The sequence below is a fragment of the Gordonia sp. SGD-V-85 genome (assembly GCF_001456905.1).
Classification (GTDB): Bacteria; Actinomycetota; Actinomycetes; order Mycobacteriales; family Mycobacteriaceae; genus Gordonia; species Gordonia hongkongensis.
This window is the reverse complement of the sequence record NZ_LNQO01000005.1, coordinates 65,915-84,063: the sequence shown is the minus strand read 5'-3', so window position 1 is coordinate 84,063 and position 18,149 is coordinate 65,915. Positions and strand designations below refer to the sequence as shown.

At 68.6% G+C, this 18,149-nt stretch carries 8 protein-coding genes and 1 pseudogene; 4 read left to right on the top strand and 5 right to left on the bottom strand.

What is annotated here, in order from left to right; translation table 11 throughout:
• Positions 1-169 precede the first annotated feature (169 nt).
• A pseudogene (locus tag AS181_RS25605) lies at positions 170-2,772 on the top strand (alpha/beta fold hydrolase).
• 172 nt (positions 2,773-2,944) lie between these two features.
• Here the strand turns inward: AS181_RS25605 and AS181_RS07380 are convergent.
• The 4 genes from AS181_RS07380 to aroQ form a co-directional block, all read right to left on the bottom strand.
• Positions 2,945-3,262, bottom strand: coding sequence for an ArsR/SmtB family transcription factor (locus AS181_RS07380; RefSeq protein WP_058250948.1), 318 nt, complete (start codon positions 3,260-3,262; stop codon positions 2,945-2,947).
• Complete coding sequence (locus tag AS181_RS07375; RefSeq protein ID WP_058250947.1) at positions 3,255-3,737, bottom strand: SRPBCC domain-containing protein; 483 nt, start codon at positions 3,735-3,737, stop codon at positions 3,255-3,257. Before AS181_RS07375 ends, AS181_RS07380 begins: the two co-directional genes overlap by 8 nt.
• A 136-nt stretch (positions 3,738-3,873) precedes the next feature.
• Complete coding sequence (locus tag AS181_RS07370; protein ID WP_058250946.1) at positions 3,874-5,079, bottom strand: DUF3500 domain-containing protein; 1,206 nt, start codon at positions 5,077-5,079, stop codon at positions 3,874-3,876.
• 130 nt (positions 5,080-5,209) lie between these two features.
• On the bottom strand, positions 5,210-5,668 hold the full coding sequence (gene aroQ / locus AS181_RS07365; RefSeq protein ID WP_058251126.1) for a type II 3-dehydroquinate dehydratase: 459 nt from the start codon (positions 5,666-5,668) through the stop codon (positions 5,210-5,212).
• Positions 5,669-5,802: 134 nt separating this feature from the next.
• On the opposite strand from aroQ, the gene AS181_RS07360 reads away from it, so the two are divergent.
• Positions 5,803-9,231: an arabinosyltransferase domain-containing protein gene (locus tag AS181_RS07360; protein ID WP_058250945.1), complete on the top strand. Its 3,429-nt coding sequence runs from the start codon at positions 5,803-5,805 to the stop codon at positions 9,229-9,231.
• Between the two features lie 55 nt (positions 9,232-9,286).
• Here AS181_RS07360 and AS181_RS07355 read toward each other — a convergent pair whose 3' ends face one another.
• Positions 9,287-10,990 carry an HNH endonuclease signature motif containing protein gene (locus AS181_RS07355; RefSeq protein ID WP_058251125.1) on the bottom strand — a complete coding sequence of 568 codons (1,704 nt, stop codon included), beginning with the start codon at positions 10,988-10,990 and terminating at the stop codon, positions 9,287-9,289.
• A gap of 443 nt (positions 10,991-11,433) precedes the next feature.
• Here AS181_RS07355 and AS181_RS07350 point away from each other — a divergent pair, with 443 nt between their 5' ends.
• Both AS181_RS07350 and AS181_RS07345 read left to right on the top strand, forming a co-directional pair.
• Positions 11,434-14,814 carry an arabinosyltransferase domain-containing protein gene (locus tag AS181_RS07350; RefSeq protein WP_197414678.1) on the top strand — a complete coding sequence of 1,127 codons (3,381 nt, stop codon included), beginning with the start codon at positions 11,434-11,436 and terminating at the stop codon, positions 14,812-14,814.
• The gene (locus tag AS181_RS07345) at positions 14,807-18,118 is read left to right on the top strand and encodes an arabinosyltransferase domain-containing protein (RefSeq protein ID WP_058250944.1); all 3,312 of its coding nucleotides are present in this window, start codon (positions 14,807-14,809) and stop codon (positions 18,116-18,118) included. Before AS181_RS07350 ends, AS181_RS07345 begins: the two co-directional genes overlap by 8 nt.
• Positions 18,119-18,149 lie beyond the last annotated feature (31 nt).

Below are 18,149 nucleotides of genomic sequence, written 5' to 3'. Positions count from 1 at the left end.
CCCGCTCCGATCGTGCTCCTTCGCGCGACTAAGGGTAGGTTTGCCAGGCAAGCTGTCGGGACCGGAGGAGGGGCCGAGTCCCGCGCGGCGTGGCACCGTTGCCCGGGCTCGAGTTCGCCTGGCCCGTCCATGACCGTCGACGTTTCCCGCTCCGCGGAAGTTTGAGGACATGAACAGCCATAACCCTCCCGAAGTCCGGGTGACTCCCACCGGCGCCACGGCAGTCACCGACCTTCCGGGCGTCGGCGCCGCCGACACCGCAGCGGCCCGATGGCGAGCCGTCGCCGCGGTACGTGGTGAGGCCGTCGCACTCCAGACCCCCGAGCAGTCCATCACGTTCGCCGACGCCGCCTCCCGGGTCGACGACCTCGCGCGCACGATCGTCGCCACCACCGATCCGGGCCGACCCGTGGCGGTGGAGATCGAATCCGACATCGACTCGGTGATCGGGATGCTGGCGGCGCTGTGTTCGGGACGCCCCCTCGTCCTTCTCGACCCGTTCCTGCCGCCGGACCGACGCGACGTCGTGCTGGAACGGTCCGGTGCCCATGTCCTGGACACCGCAGCCGATGCCCGAGAACCAGGTCAGACGCGTATCGCGGACCAGCCCGGCCCTGAGGATCCGGCGGTCCTGCTGTTCACCTCGGGCTCGACCGGCACCCCCAAAGGCGTGGTGCTGGCGCAGAAGATGCCGGTCAATCACGCCCGGGACGGCCGTCGCTTCCTCGGCATGCGACCCGACGACCGCGCCGTCGTCCTGCTACCCCTCAGTTTGGCGGCGGCCTCGACGCGCTCGCGATGAGCTTGCTCAACGGGTCGACCATGCTGCTCTGGGATGTCCGCCGCCGCACCACGACCGGGCTTCGGGACTGGCTTGTCGCACAGGAGGCGACCACCGCGCACTGCACCCCGTCGCTGCTGCGATCCTGGCTGGGTGAGCTGTCGGCCGACGACGCCGTCGAATCCCTGCGACTGCTGTCCACCTGCGGTGAGCCGACGCACCGCGCCGACATCCAGCTGGCCCGCGACACGATCCTGACCGACGGAGTCTTCTGTTGCTGGGCAGGCGCATCGGAGGTCGGCAACCTGGCCTTCAACCTGTTCCCGCCCGAGCGGGACGTCGAGCCCGGCGCCATCCCCGTGGGCGTGCCGGCGTCGGACAAGCACGTCCGGATCATCGACGCGGACGGCAACGATCTGCCGGTCGGCAGCACGGGCGAGGTCATCGTCGAATCCGGCCATGTAGCGTCCGGTTACCACCAGAATCCGGAGCTGACGGCGACGCGGTTCATCGGGTTGCAGGACGGCCGGACACGTTATCGCACCGGTGATCTCGGACGCTTCGACGAGTCCGGCGAACTCGCGCTCCTCGGCCGCAGTGATGACGCGATCAAGATCCGCGGGTACCTCGTCGAACCGCTCGAGGTGGAAGCCGCCATCCGCGCGCTGGTCTGGACCACCGACGCGGTCGTCACCGCCAACCGCGACGAAGCACGGCTGACCGCCCACGTCGCCGTGGACCCCGAGAAGTGGTCACCCTCCCCGGCCGAGATCCGGCAGGAGCTCGGGAAGACGTTGACCCCGTGGATGATTCCGCGCGACATCATCGTGCTCGCCGAACTTCCGCGCAACGAGCGCGGCAAGGTGGACCGGGCGGCCCTGCCGCCTCCGCCCGCACGTCCGGATCACGAACCGCCCCGCGGGATGACCGAGATGGCGCTGCACCGGTTCTGGTGCCAGATCCTCGGCCTCGAATCCATCGGCCGGAACGAGGATTTCGTCGAACTCGGCGGCGACTCGCTGGCCGCCGCGAAGATGCTGGCCGAGGTGCAGCATCACCTCCAACTGGACGTCAACACCGCGATGCTCGCCGAGGCGCCGACCATCGCGCTGTTCGCCCAGCGCATCGAGTCGGCTGCGAAGGAGCGGTCGGCGAATGCGTCGGGGGCCACCCTCATCCCGCTGCGACAGGGCACGGGCCGGCCGATCTTCCTGGTGGCCGGCGCCGGTAGCCTGGCGACCAGCCTCACCCCGGTCGTCCGAGCACTGCAGACCGACCGGCCGGTCTACGCGATCCAGTCGCGTGGCGTCGAAAAGCGCGGCCGCGCTGATCATTCCGTGCGCGCCGCGGCACGACGCGCGATCGCCGACATCCGATCGGTGCAACCCGACGGTCCGTACCAGGTCGGCGGTTACTCTCTGGGCGGGTTCGTCGCGATGGAGGTCGCGGCGCAGCTGACCAAGGCCGGCGAGACATGCGATCCGGTCGTCGTGCTGGACTCGCTCTTCGACCCGGCACTGGCCAAGCGTGTTCGTGGTGAGAAGGTCGGGATCGTCGGACGCCTGCGTGCGCTGCGCGGCGGTGCCCGCGACACCGCCCTGCCCGACCGCACCGGGGACGACCCCACGCCCGCCCGCGAACCACTCCCCCAGCGAATCGTGAAGGAGCTCGCGCTGGCCGTCCTCGTCCCCACTGCCGGGATGGTCGAGCTCCCGACGCCGGTGCAGTGGATCGTGTTCTTCCGGTTGGGCACCAGGATGATCCGCCGGTACCGGCCCCGGGAGTACAGCGGTCCCGTCGGTGTCATCCGCGCCCGCACCAATACCGATGACCCGGGCCTGTGGCGGCGGATGTCGACCGGTGCCGTGACCTTTCACGACGTCTCCGGCGACCACATCTCGATGATCCGCGCACCCCACGCCGCCGACACCGCCAGGGCGATCGACGAGGTGATCAGCTCCGCCGCTCCCTCCGCTACAGCCGCTCCCTGATCCGAAAGAACGACCCGCCCCCTGCTCCCTGAGCTGAGGAGCGCCCGGAGCATGCGAGCGTCACCCCCTGCTGGCGCGCTCACGGAGCGGGGGTTGGCCGCGCTCAGGGAGCGGGGGGTTGGCGCAGGAAGCGGGGGCTGGCGCAGGAAGCAGAGGGTTTGCGGCCGACGGCTCAGCCCATTTCGGCGCGGAGTTTGATGTCGTTCAGACGGCGGTCCCAACCACGGCCGATGGTGTCGAGCCGATGGGCAACCCGCGACAACTGTGCACCTACGGCTTCGTAACGGATCTCGCGGCCGACACGTGAGGACGTCACCAGTCCTGCCTCGGTGAGGACCCGAAGGTGTTTCGCGATCGCCTGCCTGCTGATCGGGAGTTCGGCCGCGAGATGGGACGCGGACGCGGGTTCCGAACCCAGTCGCGTGAGGATCTGCCATCGGCTCTCGTCGGACAGCGCGGCGAAGACCTCGACGGGAGCGACGTCAGGCATGCACGCCGCCGAGATGTGTTCGGGCCAGCTCGAGTTCGATGGTCCATCCCTCGTTGTTGCCGTCGAACCGTGCGCGTCGCTCCGCTTCCGTTCCCGGCAGCGACGAGAAACCGGACTCCACGACCTTGAGGAGCACGCCGGAGTCCGCCGGCGTGATCCAGAACTCGACGAGCGTCGAATCCGATTGCGGATCAGCGGCATCGGCGAGCCATCGAAACGCCGCGTATCGCGGCTCGTCGAGTTCGACGGTGCGGAAGGTGAAGGCGCCGTGGACCGGGTCGTGGATGGTCGACAGGTCGCCGTCGCGTTCGATCCGGTGCTCGGTGATCGCCTTGTCGTTGATGAACCATCCCGGTTCGCTGACCAGAGACCAGACCCGGTCGGCGGGTGCGTCGATCGCGATCTCGCGCTCGATCCGGTCGAATTCTCCTGTCGCCGAATCGGTCACGTCATGTGTGGTTGTGTTCTCGCTCATCGATACTCCCTCGCCTAAGTTGATTGCTGCAACTCCATAGTTGCAGTAATCCGGAGGTTCTGCAACCCTACGGTTGCGCTAGTCGATGAGTTCTGGACTCGCGAGTCGCTTGACGGCGGCTGCCCGAGGCTGACAACTAACCACTGGCGGGGCGAGATCCAGCCGGAGCCTGCCCGCCGGGACCGCCCGCTCCTCCGGCCATGCCGGTGGCGGCTTGCTGGGTCACGCTGCCGGCGTAGTCGTTGCCGGGATCGCGATAAATCGTATGGACGTGTCCCCAGCCCGACGTCGTGATGCCCTCGACATCGGCACCGGCGGAACCCTGCTGCGCGGCGAATTCGATGTACACGTCGGGGCCGGAGATCTGGAAGTAGATACCGTCACCCTGTGTCATGTCATAGGCGGTGGCTCCCGACCAGTTGATGTAGGTCTCGTCGAGCGTCGCTTCGATCTCGGCGAGTGCCTCGGAGGTGGTCTCCTCGTCGGACAGGCCCACCCAGTTCGCGATGACGTCGAGCAGCAGCTTCTTCTGCTCATCCGTCAGATCAGCGCCCGAAATTCCTGTCCCCGTGGGGTAATCACAAGTGCTTCCGGGAGCGCACACCATGTTCGCGACGGTCGACCCCTGGTACAGGACTGCCTTTTGTTCGTCGGTCAGGCTGTCGTAGAACGCGAACGCCGTGGTGTAGATGCCGTCGAACGGTTGGACCTCCTTGCCGTCTGAATCCGTGTACACCGCCGGCTGGATACCCAGATGTGTGGGAGCGAAGGTGATCTCACCGGCCGCACCGTCGATCGTGGCGTTGATGCCGAGATGGTGCCCGCCGAACTGGATCTCCCAGGCACTCGAATCAGACGGATCGCCGAAGAAGGCGATGTAGTACTGGCCGAGCGACTCCTCCGTCGAACTGCTCTTCTCATGAAGATATTCGTCACCGCCCATGATTCCGGTGACGGTGGCGTAGCCCTCGTCGCTGAGGAGCGCTTCCAGGACCTTCATCGCGGCGGCCCGCTGCTCGTCGGACAGATCCGCGAGGTTCACCCCGGCGCGGTCGACGAAGGTGACCGGGAAGTTCGACCACGACGTCGTCTTGGTCTCGTCGTCGTAGTCGTAGGTGACCTGCTCGTGTTGTTCATCGGACAGGGTGGCCAGGAACGCCTGAGCGGCTTCGGCGGACGACGAGATCGTGGTGGCGGTGGTTGTCGCGTCTTCGGTGGTGATCGAGGAGGACACGGACGAAGACGCAGAGGTCGATGCCGATGACGTGCTGGGAGCGTCGGTGGTGCAGCCACCGAGGAGCAGGCCCCCGGCCAGCAGCGCCGACACGATGGCTACGTGCACGCGGCGAGGATCAGAGGCAGGGGCAGAGGCAGAGGCAGAGGTTCGCTTGTGCACACGACGAAAGCTATCGGCGCCCACTGCTCCCTCCCTGGGAGAAACCTGGACGGTTCTTGGGAACCGTGCCGCTTGGTCAGCCGACCAGATCGACGAGCCGGCGGATCGCGAACTCATAGCCGCGGATGCCGTAACCGGCGATCACCCCGGCGGCGATCGGTGACACATAGGAGTGATGCCGGAATGCCTCGCGCCGATGGACGTTGCTGATGTGCACCTCGAGGATCGGGACATCGGGGACGACGAGCGCATCGGCGAGGGCGACCGAGGTGTGTGTCCATCCCCCGGGGTTGATGACGATGCCGCTGATCTCGCCGACGGATTCGTGGATCCAGTCGAGCATCTGCCCCTCGTGATTGGTCTGCGCCGCGCGTACACCGAAACCGAGCTCGGCGGCGGTGCGCTCGGCCAGGTCGACCACGTCGGCGAGGGTGTCCGAGCCGTAGACGGCGGGCTCCCGGGTGCCGAGGGTGTTCAGGTTGGGGCCGTTGAGCAGCAGGATCGGCAGACGGTCGGGCACCTCGGCGTCGGACATGGCATTCACCATACTGGCCCTGACCTGGCGATCGGCGGTCATGCGTCGCCGCGGCGCGGCCTTTGACACCCGCCCGTGGTGCCCGCACCGCCGCCCACCGGGGCGGGACATCCCAACGGCTACCATCTCTCTTTGTGCCAGCGCAGACCGTTCGACGAGCGAGGATCGTCGCCATCGTCACCGGTCTGCTCGGGTTCCTGCTCGCTCTCGCGACCCCACTCATGCCGGTGTCGCAGCGAACGGCCGAAATCGACTGGCCGCAGAACGGTCAGATCGGTTCGGTGTCGTCCCCGCTGATCGGTTACACGCCCGTCGACCTCGACGTCTCGATTCCCTGCACTGCCGTGAACGACCTGCCGCCCGGTGGATCGGTGCTGCTGTCCACCACGCCCAAGCAGGCACCGAAGTCCGGTGAGCGCGGCCTGTTCATCCGCAAGACCGGTGCTGCCGATGCGCCCCTGGACCGGCAGGGCGTCGAGGTGGTCATCCGCAACGTCTCGCTCGTGTCGGCGACGCTGCAGGACATGCGCGACCAGGGGTGCCGCGAGATCGTCGTGCACGCCGATTCCGACGCGGTGACCGCCGAGTTCGTCGGCATGACGAGCGGCACCAGGAACGAGGACGGTGAGGACGAACCACTCGCCGGCACGACCGAGGACAAAGAGGCCTTCAAGTACTCGTCCGACCAGCGCCCCCAGGTGACCGGCCTCTTCACCGATCTCGCCGGGCCGGCGGCCGACATCGCGGGACTCGACGCCCACGTCACCATCGATTCGCGCTACAACACTGCGCCGACCATCTCGAAGTGGCTGGTCGTGATCGTCGGAGTGGCGTCGACGCTGCTGGCCCTGTCCGCTCTGGCAGCACTGGACTCGACGGACGGCCGGCGACATCGTCGGATCTTCCCGGCACGGTGGTGGCGGCTGAATGCGCGCGACTATGTGGTGATCGGCGCGCTGATCGTGTGGCACATGATCGGGCCCAACACCTCCGACGACGGTTACCTCCTGACCATGTCGAGGGTGGCTCAGGACAGCGACTACACCGCGAACTACTTCCGCTGGTACGGCGCACCCGAGGCACCGTTCGGCTGGTACTACCAGGTCTTCGGACTGCTCAGCCACGTCTCCGTGGCCAGTCCGTGGATGCGTCTGCCCGCACTGCTGTGCGGAATCCTGGTGTGGCTCATCGTGAGTCACGAAGTTCTTCCCCGCCTGGGACGTGCCGCACTGACCCGCCCGATGGTCGCCTGGACGGCGGCGTTCGCGTTCCTCGCGTGCTGGTTCCCCTTCAACAACGGCCTACGGCCCGAACCGATCATCTGCCTGGGCGCCCTGCTGACCTGGTGTTCGGTCGAACGGGCCATCGCCACCGGTCGCATGCTGCCGGCCGCCGTCGCGTGCCTGATCGGAGCGTTCAGCATCGCCGCCGGCCCGACGGGCCTGCTCGCGGTGGCGGCACTGATCGCCGGCGCACGCCCGATGATCATGGCGCTCATCAAGCGGGCCCGCGTCGTCGCCGAACTGTCCTCAACAGACACCGAATCCGCAGGATCGGCATCCGGCGATCCCGAGACCGCCGACCGCGATCGCAAGCGCTCGCTGCGATGGTCGTTCGTGGCGCTCATCGCGCCGATCCTCGCCGCCGGCACCTTCGTCGTCTTCGTCGTGTTCTCGAACCTGACCCTGCGGTCGTTCGTCGAGGCGTCGAGCATGAAGTCGGCGCTCGGGCCGTCGATGAGCTGGTACAACGAGATCGGTCGTTACTCGGCGCTCTTCGCCTTCTCCGCCGACGGTTCCATCGCCCGTCGGTTCGCGGTACTGGCCATGATCCTGGGGCTGGTCGTCTCGGCGGCAGTGCTCGTCCGCAAGAACCGCATCCCCGGCACCGCCATCGGCCCGACCCGCCGCATCGTCGCGATCACCTTCGCATCGCTGGTGTTCCTCATGTTCACGCCCACCAAATGGACGCACCACTTCGGCGTCTTTGCCGGAATCGCGGCCGCCCTCGCCGCGATCGCGGCCATAGCCGCCAGCCAGCAATCCATGCACTCGAGGCGAAACCGCACCCTGTTCTGCGCGCTCGTCCTGTTCATCGGCGGTCTCGCCTTCACCGCGCCGAACTCGTACTACTACTACTCCGCGTGGGGCATGCCGTGGGGCGTCGAGCAGGTCAAGATCGGCGGCATCATGCTCGGCAGCGTGCTGCTCTACGCCGCGCTCGCTCTGCTGTTGGTCGCGCTGTGGTTCCACTTCCGTGAGCCGTTCACCGGGACCGATCCGCACGTCGAGGAATCCACCGGCGCCGACGCCGCGCATCAGCGGTGGTACCGACGACTGGTCGCCTCGATGGCGGCCGCCCCGCTGGCCTATCTGGCGATGGCGGTGGTCGTCTTCCAGATCGTCACCGCGATCTTCGCCGGAATCCACCAGAGCTCGTCGTACTCGGTACCCCGGTCCAACTTCGCCGCCGTCGCCGGCAACCCGTGCGGGATGGCCGACAAGGTCTGGGTGGAGTCCGACCCCGACCGCGACATGCTCCGCCCGGTCGACCCGACGCTGCCCAACCCTCTCGGCGGACCGCCGCCCGCACCGGGCAGCGCGCCGTCCACCTCGGGATTCTTCCCCAACGGTGTGCCGACAGCACTCGAGTCGACGGCCAGCGAGGGGTCGCTGGGTGTCCTGTCCGGCGACGTCTGGCAGTCCCCCGACATCGTCAACTCCAACCCCGGCGGCACCGGCGGCGGCGAGATCGCCGAACCCGGGATCAACGGCAGCACCGCAGCGCTCCCGTTCTTCCTCGATCCCGGCTCGACCCCGGTCATGGGCAGCTACTCCAAGCTCGACCAGGTCCCGGCCCGCCTCACCTCCGGGTGGTATGCGCTTCCGACGGATTGGCGGGACCGCCCGCTGCTCACGATGTCGGTGGCCGGCGAGTACGACAACCCGAACGTGATGCTCGAGTACACCGCGGACCCCATCGGTCCCGACACCCGCGACGCCGACCTCGAGGCCGCCGGAGAGACCGAACTGATCGATCCCGGCCCACGGCCGTCGTGGCGCAACCTCCGCTACAACACCGACGAGCTGCCGTCGGACACCACCGCCGTGCGGATCGTCGCCACCGACGACAACCTGGCCGAGGACCGGTTCATCGTGCTCACCCCGCCGCGGATCCCGCAGATGGACACCCTGCAGGACGTCGTCGGCAGCACCGACCCGGTCCACATCGACTGGACCTCGGGCCTGGCGTTCCCGTGCCAACGTCCGTTCACCCACGACGTCGGGGTCGCGGAGATCCCGAAGTGGCGCATCAAGCCGGGCTCGGATCTGGCGGCTGCGGTGTCGGCGTGGCAGAACCGCTTCGGCGGCGGTCCGCTCGGCTGGCTCGAGGTCTCCCAGCAGGCGACGGCGGTGCCGACCTATCTGATGGCCGACATCGGACGCGACTGGGGCGCCCTCGAACGCTACGAACCGTACGGCGACGTCGACACGCTCGCCGAGATCGAGACCGGCACCGCCACCCGCAGCGGACTGTGGAGTCCCGCGCCGTTGCGGCACTGACGGTTAGGCGGCCCGGTCGCCGCGGTGGTAGTCGGCGAGGCGATCTGCTTTGCCGTCACCGGTGGTCGGTGAGTATGCGTGCGAGTTCTGCTTCGACCGGGGTCAGCGGTGGGCTGGTGAGGTGCTCCGGCGGTGTTCGCGGATGGACCAGTTCGCGATAAGCGAGTTCGAGACGGAGGCCGCGGTCGCCGTAGCCGACGGCGTCGGGGCGCCCGCTGCTCCCTGAGGAGCGCCCGGAGCTTGCGGAGGGCGCGTCACGAAGGGTCGGGCGTGACTCATCGCCGGGCCTGGTGGCAGGTCCGTGGATGTCGTTGCGCACGGTGTTCAGGTGTTCTGCGAACCGCCGGGGTATGTCGGGTCGGCGGTTGAGGCGCTCGGGGTTGGGCGGTGCGCCAGGTTCGGCGTTCAACCGCCACAGGCAGCGGCCTTCGTCGGGTCCGGACCGGGCGATGCGGGTGGTGTACTGCCCGGGCTGGTCACCGACCATCCGGTTATGTCGCGGGCAGGCCGGGGCGAGGTCGTCGATGTCGGTGAGACCGCCCTTGGCCCAATCCCTGTGGGCGTGATGCATGTCGACCTGGGTGGCGGGCTGATCACACCCGGGTGCCGAGCACACTTCCCCGTCGGGGCGGGCGAAAGAGACGAGGCGCTGTTCGCGGGTGGCCAGACGTCTGCCGCGCCCGAAGTGCAGCGGCACAGTGGTGGCGTCTTTGAAGATCGCCAACCACGGCTGGACGTCACCGGCCATCGCGATCAAGTCCCGGATGGGCAGCAGGGTGCCGGTGGCGGTGGTCGCGAGTCCGGCTTCGCGGACGAGGTCGCCGAGGTCGGCTTTGATGATCAGTTGGACGGGCAGGCCGCGGTGCGAGGTGCCGAGTGCGCCGTCGGCGAAACCTGCGGCGAGTGCCGCGTCGAGCGCGTCGTGATTGGACTGGGCGAGGGTGCGGCCGTCGCGGTCGGCTGCGGTGGCCAGGGCGTCGGGGTCGGCGGCACCGGCCGGCCCGCTGGGCGAGGCGGGGTCGTCGGGGTTGTTGAGTCCGGGTTTGCCCCACACGGCGAACATCATGGTGAGTCGGGCGGCGAGTGCGGGTGTCAGGGTGCCGGAGATCTTGGCGGTGCCATCGGCGCGTTGCCGGCCGATCCACAGGCCGCGGCGTCGTTTCTGGTCGGTGTCGTCGGACAGAGTGCCGTCGGGGTCGAGGTGGGCGAGCAGCCGCGCACCGAGCTGGGTGATCTCGGCGGGGGTGTGGGCTTCGGCGATCTCCGCCATCTGTCGTTCGGCGGCGACCTTGATGTCGTGGTCGATGGTGCCGGGGATGCGGTCGAGGACGTCGAGGGTGGCTTGTACGTGGGCGGTGCCGACTGCGCCTTGTGCGAAAGCTTCGGCGAGGCAGGGGTGTTCGGGTGGGAGGACCTCGCCGCCGAGGCTGGTGCGGGTGGCGGTGGCGTCCATCTGCTTACGGCGGCGCATCGGGTTCGACACCCGCAGCCGGTGCGTCATGAACTGCATCAGGGTGCGGCACCCGGCCTTGCGGGGCAGGTCGCGGGCCTCGACCTGATCGATCTGCCGGTCACCGGCAACGGTCAGACGCGCGATGGCGCGTTCGGTCTCCGCGGCCACCTCAGCGAGTTCGGCATCGGTACACGGCGACAGATCCACGGTCTGCAATTTGTCCAGGGTGCGATGCAGATCAGCCACCAACTCGACCACGCGGGGCGCCTGCGTGTCGGTGCCGTCGACCTGCTGGGAATCGAACATGACGGTCACCTCCCCCGAGAACCCGTGCTGCGAATGTACGTTCGACTGTACACGAAAGAAGGGTAAACGGCAGCTCGAAATACGTTGTCCAACAGAATCTTTGCTGCGCGGAGTTGCCACCTTAAATTGTCGGTGGTTGCTGGTAGTGTCCGCCCGCGGGCGAGAACTGTCTTTGCAGTGCGGAACCCTTCGTGACGCGCCCTCCGCAAGCTCCGGACGCTCCTCAGGGAGCAGGGGGTTGACGCGCCCTCCGCAAGCTCCGGCCGCCCCTCAGCAGCTGTGGCCTGACGGCCGTCGTGGACTGCGAAAGAACTGTTGTGCTCGGAGCGGGCCCACTTACTGCTCCCAGCGGGAGACCGGAGCCTGCGGAGGCCGTCACCAACCTCCAGAGCCGCGGGGTGGGCCCTAGGTACCCCGGGGGACGTCGCTTACGATGAGGCACCGTGCCTGTGACAGCCCCGACCTCGCCTGAGGATTCCGCCGAACCGTCCTCGTCGGGGCCGGAATCGTCGGGGCACGGGACCAGGATTTCCGCGGGCACCTCCCGGTGGATCGCGATCGTGGCGGGGATCGCCGGCATCGTGCTGTGTGCCCTCACCCCGCTGCTGCCGGTCAAGGCCGTCGACGCCGGTTTCGAGTGGCCGGCCGGGCAGGATCTGAACGCCGACACGTCGTCGGTGATGGCGCCGCTCATCGCGCAGACCCCGCAGACCCTCGACGCGAGCATCCCGTGCGCGACGCTGACGTCGGCACCGGACGGCGTGGTCCTCGCCACGATGCCGACCAACGCACCACGCTCGAAGTCCTCGTCGCTGTGGGTCACCGCCACCGACGCCGCGATCACCGTGACCTTCCGGAACAGTCTCGCCGCGACCGCCTCCCGCGCCGACCTGAGCCGATGCTCGGAACTGCGCATCTTCTCCGCCCCCACCGGCCCGGGTGCGCAGTTCGTCGGGCTCGGCGAGTCGACGACCCTGCCGCCGGACCGCCGCCCGCAGGTCGACGGCATCTTCAGCAACCTCAGCCCGGAACAGGCACGCGACGCCGCTGGTAACGGCCTGCGCGTGCAGGTGGCCATCGACAACCGGTACGAGTCGTCCCCGTCGATCCTCAAGATCATCGTGATGGTGCTCGCCGCGCTGTCGGTACTCGTCGCCGTCGTCGCGCTCGGGCTGCTCGACCGCATCGGCGGGTACCACCGGCGGATCGGCGCGCGCACCCGCTCGTGGTGGCATTCACTGAAACCCCGGGCCAGCGACTTGGTCGTCACCGCGATCCTGCTGGTTTGGAGCGTCCTCGGGGCCGGTTCGCCCGACGACGGTTACATCCTCAACATGGGCCGTACCGCCGACGGTTTCGGCTACCTCGCCAACTACTACCGCTTCTACGGCATCCCCGAAGCACCGTTCGACTGGTACTACAGCTTCCTCGCGGCGTGGTCGTCGGTCTCGCCGTCCGTGCTGTGGATGCACATCCCGCAACTCGTCGCCGGACTCGTGTCGTGGTTCGTCCTGAGCCGGGTGCTGCTGCCACGCCTCGGCCCCGCGGTACGGCGCAGTTCGTGGGCCATCTGGGCGGGCGCCCTGACGTTCACCGCGTTCTGGTTGCCGTTCTGCAGCGGCTTGCGCAGCGAGGGGATCATCGTCCTCGGTTCGCTACTGACCTGGTGGGCAGCGGAATACGCCATCGCGACCCGGCGGCTCCTGCCCGCGGCACTGGCCGCCCTAGTCGCGGGCTTCACCCTGGCGCTCGCCCCGCACGGCGTCGTCGGCGTGGCCATCCTGCTGGTGGCGGCCCGCTCACTGCTGCACATCCTCATCGACCGACGGAACCGGATGGACGGATCCCGCTGGGCGGCAACGCTCGCCCTCCTCGCGCCGATCGCCGCCGCCGGCATGGTGGTGCTCATCGTGGTGTTCCGCGATCAGACCCTGGCCACCGTCCTCGAAGCGATCAAGCTGCGCTACTCGGTCGGGCCGGTCATCTCCTGGCATCAGGAGTTCCTGCGGTACTACTTCATCTCGGTCGTCACCGACGACGGCGCCCTCACCCGTCGCGTACCGCTGCTCCTGCTGCTCGCCGGCCTGTTCGTCACGGTCGCGGTCATGTTGCGGCGCACGAGGATTCGCGGAGTCGACCCGGGACCCGTCTGGCGTCTCATCGGCGCCGTCGGGGTCACCCTCCTCCTGTTCGCGTTCACGCCGACCAAGTGGACCATCCAGTTCGGCGTGCTCGCCGGGCTGGCGGCGGCGATCGCGGCGGCGGCCACCGTCGCCGTGGCCCAGTCGGCGGCGCGTTCGGCGCGAAACCTGACGGTCTTCGTCTCCGGACTGTTGTTCGCGATGGCCGCCGCGATGGCCGGTTACAACTCGTGGCCGTTCCTCTACGAATACGGCATCTCCTGGTTCGATCGCGCCCCCGTCATCGCCGGCTACCAGGCGTCGACGCTGTTCCTCATCCTCGCCGTGATCGCGGCCGCGGTCGCGGTCTGGCAACACCTGCGGCTGGACTACGTGACCAATCGCGGTCTCGCACATGCCGACACCGGGCCCGGCGAGACCCGAGCCGATCGCCGACGGCTCTTTCTCGCCTCCTCACCACTGGCGGTGATCGCCGGTCTGCTGGTGATCGTGGAGTTACTGCTGTTCGCCAAAGCCGCGGTGACCCGGTACCCGGCGTCGACCGCACTCGCCGAGAACCTGAACACGCTGCGCGGCAACAGCTGTGGCCTCGCCGACGATGTCCTCGTCGAACTCGATCCCAACGCCGGCATGCTCACCCCGGCCGGCGGCGCCACCACGACGCAGGCGCTGCGCGGCGAGAACCCGGTCGGGTTCTCCCCGAACGGGATTCCCGACGACCTCCAGCCCGAGCCGGGTAGCCAGCGCCCCGGACAGATGAACGTGTCGGCGAGTATGGCCCGCCCGTTCGCGATCACCGGCGGGCTGGGCGCCGGGACCACCGGCGGGCGCGGACCGGAGACCGTGAACGGTTCCACCGCCAAGTTGCCGTACGGGCTCGACCCCGCCACCACGCCGGTCCTGGGCAGCTACGGGTATCCGGGCGAGGCCCGGCTCACGACCGGTTGGTACGACCTGCCCGCCGACCGCGCGGCGTCACCGCTGCTGGTGTTCAGCACCGCGGGCGCCGTCTCGACCATCGACACCTTCGGCGTACGCAACTTCGGGCAGAAGATGGTGGTGCAGTTCGGCCGCCCGGGTGCGGACGGGAACTTCGAACAGGTCGGCCCCGACATCCTGCCCATCGACCCCGGTCCCGTGATCCTGAACATGCCCTGGCGCAACATGCGCGTACCGATGTCGGCCGCCCCGCCGCGTGCGACCGTGATGCGATTGTCGCTGCAGGACAACAACCTCGGCGAGAAGCAGTTCATCGGGATCACCCCGCCGCGCGCACCGCGGTTGCAGACGCTGCAGGCGGTCGTCGGCTCGACGGCACCCACCCTCATCGACTTCGGGGTGGCGTCGCACTTCCCGTGCCAGCGGCCGATGGGTGTGTCCCACGGTGTCGCCCAGGTCCCGCAGTGGCGCATCCTGGGTGACTATCCGCTGACCAATTCCCAGTCCAAGACGTGGCAGGCCGGCGTGGACGGCGGGTTGCTGGGGATCTCGGAGGCCACCACGTCCGCATCGGCGGTCTCGACGTACCTGCAGGACGACTGGGTGCGCGACTGGGGCGCACTGGAGAAGCTGACCCCGCTCGTGTCCGACGCACCAGACGCGCGGATCGACACGGCACAGACGACGCAATGGGGCTGGTCACGAGCCGGCTCGATCAGGGTGGAGCCCCAATCCGATGAGTGAGTCCCGTACGCCTCGTACGTCCCGTATGGCGACCAGGGTCAACCCGAAGATCGTCGCGACCGTCACCGGTCTGCTCGGATTCCTGCTGGCGATCCTCACCCCGCTGTTGCCGGTGAATCAGTCAACCGCCGAACTGCAGTGGCCGCAGGGCGGCGACGTCTCCGATGTCGCCGCCCCGCTGGTCTCCTTCGTGCCGATCGACATGGAGACGTCGGTTCCGTGTTCACTCGCCACCCGCCTGCCCGACCAGGGCGGAGTACTGCTGTCGACGATCCCCGAAGGCGGCCAGGACGCCGGGGCCCGCGGGCTCTTCGTCCGGGCGACGTCCGACGCTCTGACCCTCACCGACCGCAACGTCGCCCTGCTGAACACCGATCGAGCGGCCGCGCAATCGAATCCGAACTGTCGCATCGTCTTCCGGGCCGACGGCGAGGGGGTGAGCGGACGATTCGAGGGCCTGCCCGAACCGGCCGCGGACTCCGGCGCCGCGCACGGCTTCGCGCTGGCCGACCACGAGATGCGTCCCCAGATCGTCGGCGTCTACAGCGATCTGCCCGCCGATGTCTCACGTGACGGGTTGTCGCTGCGCGCCACCATCGACACCCGCTACGTCAGCACCCCGACCCTGCTGAAGCTCACCGCGATCGTGCTCGGCATCCTCATGACGATCGTCTCGCTGATCGCGCTCGGCATCCTCGACCGCCGGGACGGCCGCAGCCACAAGCGTTTCCTGCCGTCGGGCTGGTTCACGATCCGGCCGCCCGATGTCGCGGTGTTCGCGATTCTCGCCTTCTGGTGGTTCGCGGGCGCCAACACCTCCGACGACGGCTACAACTTCATCGTCGGCCGGATCACCGGAGACGCCGGGTACGCCGACAACTACTTCCGCTACTTCGGTGTGCCGCAGGACCCGTTCGGCTGGCACTTCCAGGTCATCTCGGCCATGACGGACGTGAGCGTCGCGGCACCGTTCATGCGACTACCGGCCTTCCTCCTCGGGTTGCTGGGCTGGTGGCTCATCAGCCGAGAGGTGATCCCGCGCCTGGGCCGCGCGGTGCGGCACAGCACGCCGGCGGTGTGGTCGGCCGCGTTCGTCTTCCTCGCGATCTGGTTGCCGTTCAACAACGGTCTGCGTCCGGAACCGGCCGAGGCCGTCGGCGCTCTGCTCACCTGGTGCTGCGTGGAACGCGCAATCGCGACCCGCCGACTGCTCCCCTACGCCGTCGCGGTGGTCACCGCCGCCTTCACCCTCGCGCTCGCGCCCGGCGGCCTGATGGCGGTCGCCGCACTGCTGGCCGGGATCCGACCGATCGTGAAGACCCTGGTGTCGCGCCGGTCCCGGGACGGCCTGCTCCCGATGCTCGCCCCCATCCTGGCCGCCGGCACCGCTGTGCTGTTCCAGATCTTCGCCGATCAGCCGCTCGCGCCGTTGATCGCGGGCAACAAGGTCGCCTCCGACGTCGGTCCGACACTCGAGTGGTGGCAGGAGCCGATCCGCTACTACTACCTGATCCTTCCGACAGCCGACGGCACGCTCGCACGACGCTTCGGCGTGCTGGCGATGATCCTGTGCCTGTTCGTCGTGTTGCTCCGCCTACTTCGGCGGGAGCATCCCAACGGCATTGCGCGCGCACCTATCTGGCGACTGGTCGCCGTCACCCTCGGCACGATGTTCTTCATCGCCTTCACGCCGACCAAGTGGACCCACCACTTCGGTGTGTACGCGGGCATCGCCGCGGGCCTCGCCGCCGCGGCGGGCGCCATGATGGCGCCGGCCGTGCTGCGGTCGCGACGCAATCGCAGCTTCTTCGCCGCCGCGGTGCTCGCGATCACGGGGATCTCGTTCGCCGGCACCAACGGCTGGTGGTTCGTCGGCAGCTACGGCGTCCCGTGGTGGGATCGCCCGCCGACGGTGGGCGGCATCAACATCGCCTGGTTCATCCTCGCCGCCGCGGTCGCCACCGCACTTGCCGGCCTGTGGTTCCACTTCCGCGACGACTTCGTCGACGAACAGACCCGTACGCGCGGGGCCGACAAGTGGTATTCGAAGCTCAAGTTCTCGCCGCTGCCGGTCATCTCCGGGCTGATGGTGCTGTTCATGGTCGCTTCGTTCGCGAAAGGCGCCTACGAGCAACGTGATTCGTGGTCGTGGATGAAGTCCAACGCACGCGCTCTCACCGGGAACTCGTGTGGGCTGGCCAACGACGTTCTCGTCGAGGCCGATCCGACCGCCGGACTGCTGCAGCCCGCGGCCGTCGACGGCCGGCCCGCCCCCGGCATCGCCGCGGCGCTGGCCGGACCGGACGCGACGGGCTTCTCCCCGAACGGCGTACCCGATCGCCTGTCCGTCGACGCCACCGAAGACACCCAGTCGTCGACCACCTCCGGCGCGCAGAACAGCGCCCAGACCGGCGCCGGCTCAGACGAATCCGGCGACAGCTCGTCCGCGCAGGGCGGCACCGAAGGTGGTCAGGGTGCACGAGGCGTCAACGGGTCGACGGTGCGTCTGCCGTTCGGCCTGAACCCCGCCCAGACCCCCGTCCTGGGCAGCTACGGCTCGCCGTCGGGTACCGGCTCGCTGACCTCGGACTGGTACCGGCTGCCCGAACGTTCCGACGACACCCCGCTGCTGACGATGGCGGTCGCCGGATCGGTCGAGGCGGTCGACGGCATCGGGGTCGTGCACGCCGGCCAGAAGGTCACGATGCAGTTCGGCCGCGTGGAGGCCGACGGGCGGGTGAGCGCGCTGGGCCGGATGTTCCCGATCGACATCGGCGAGACCCCCACCTGGCGCAACCTGCGGTTCCCGCTCGCCGACTCACCGCCGCGGGCGAATGTCGTCCGGGTCGAGGTCGCCGACACCGCGGCCGCACCGTCGGAATGGGTCGCGGTGACGCCACCGCGGGTCAGCACCCTGGCCACCCTCAACGACGTCGTCGGCCAGACCGACCCGGTCTTCATCGACTGGCTGCCCGGCATGGTCTTCCCGTGTCAGCAGCCGATGAAGGTGCGCAACGGCGTCCTCGAGGTACCGCAATGGCGAATCATGCCCGACGCCGAGGCCACCCGGAAGAACAGCCAGACCTGGATGTCGGGCACCGCGGGCGGTCCGCTCGGCATCACCGAGGCGATGCTGCGACCGACCCTGTTGCCGACGTACCTCCGGAACAACTGGGGACGCGACTGGGGCGGGCTGCAGAAGTTCACCGAGATCATCCCGGCGCCGGCTGCGGAACTGGACCTCGGGACGGCTCGCCGTTCAGGGTTGTACGACCCCGCGCCGATGCGCTCCAGCGGGTATTGACCTGGTGTCTGACACCGCGCCGACCTGGGAT

What these genes read in the sequence shown, in the direction of transcription:
- AS181_RS07355 (WP_058251125.1), bottom strand. Translation starts at nt 10,990, where the DNA reads ATGTTCGATTCCCAGCAGGTCGACGGCACCGACACGCAGGCGCCCCGC.
- AS181_RS07375 (WP_058250947.1), bottom strand. Translation starts at nt 3,737, where the DNA reads ATGAGCGAGAACACAACCACACATGACGTGACCGATTCGGCGACAGGA.
- AS181_RS07345 (WP_058250944.1), top strand. Translation starts at nt 14,807, where the DNA reads ATGAGTGAGTCCCGTACGCCTCGTACGTCCCGTATGGCGACCAGGGTC.
- aroQ (WP_058251126.1), bottom strand. Translation starts at nt 5,668, where the DNA reads ATGTCCGACGCCGAGGTGCCCGACCGTCTGCCGATCCTGCTGCTCAAC.
- AS181_RS07380 (WP_058250948.1), bottom strand. Translation starts at nt 3,262, where the DNA reads ATGCCTGACGTCGCTCCCGTCGAGGTCTTCGCCGCGCTGTCCGACGAG.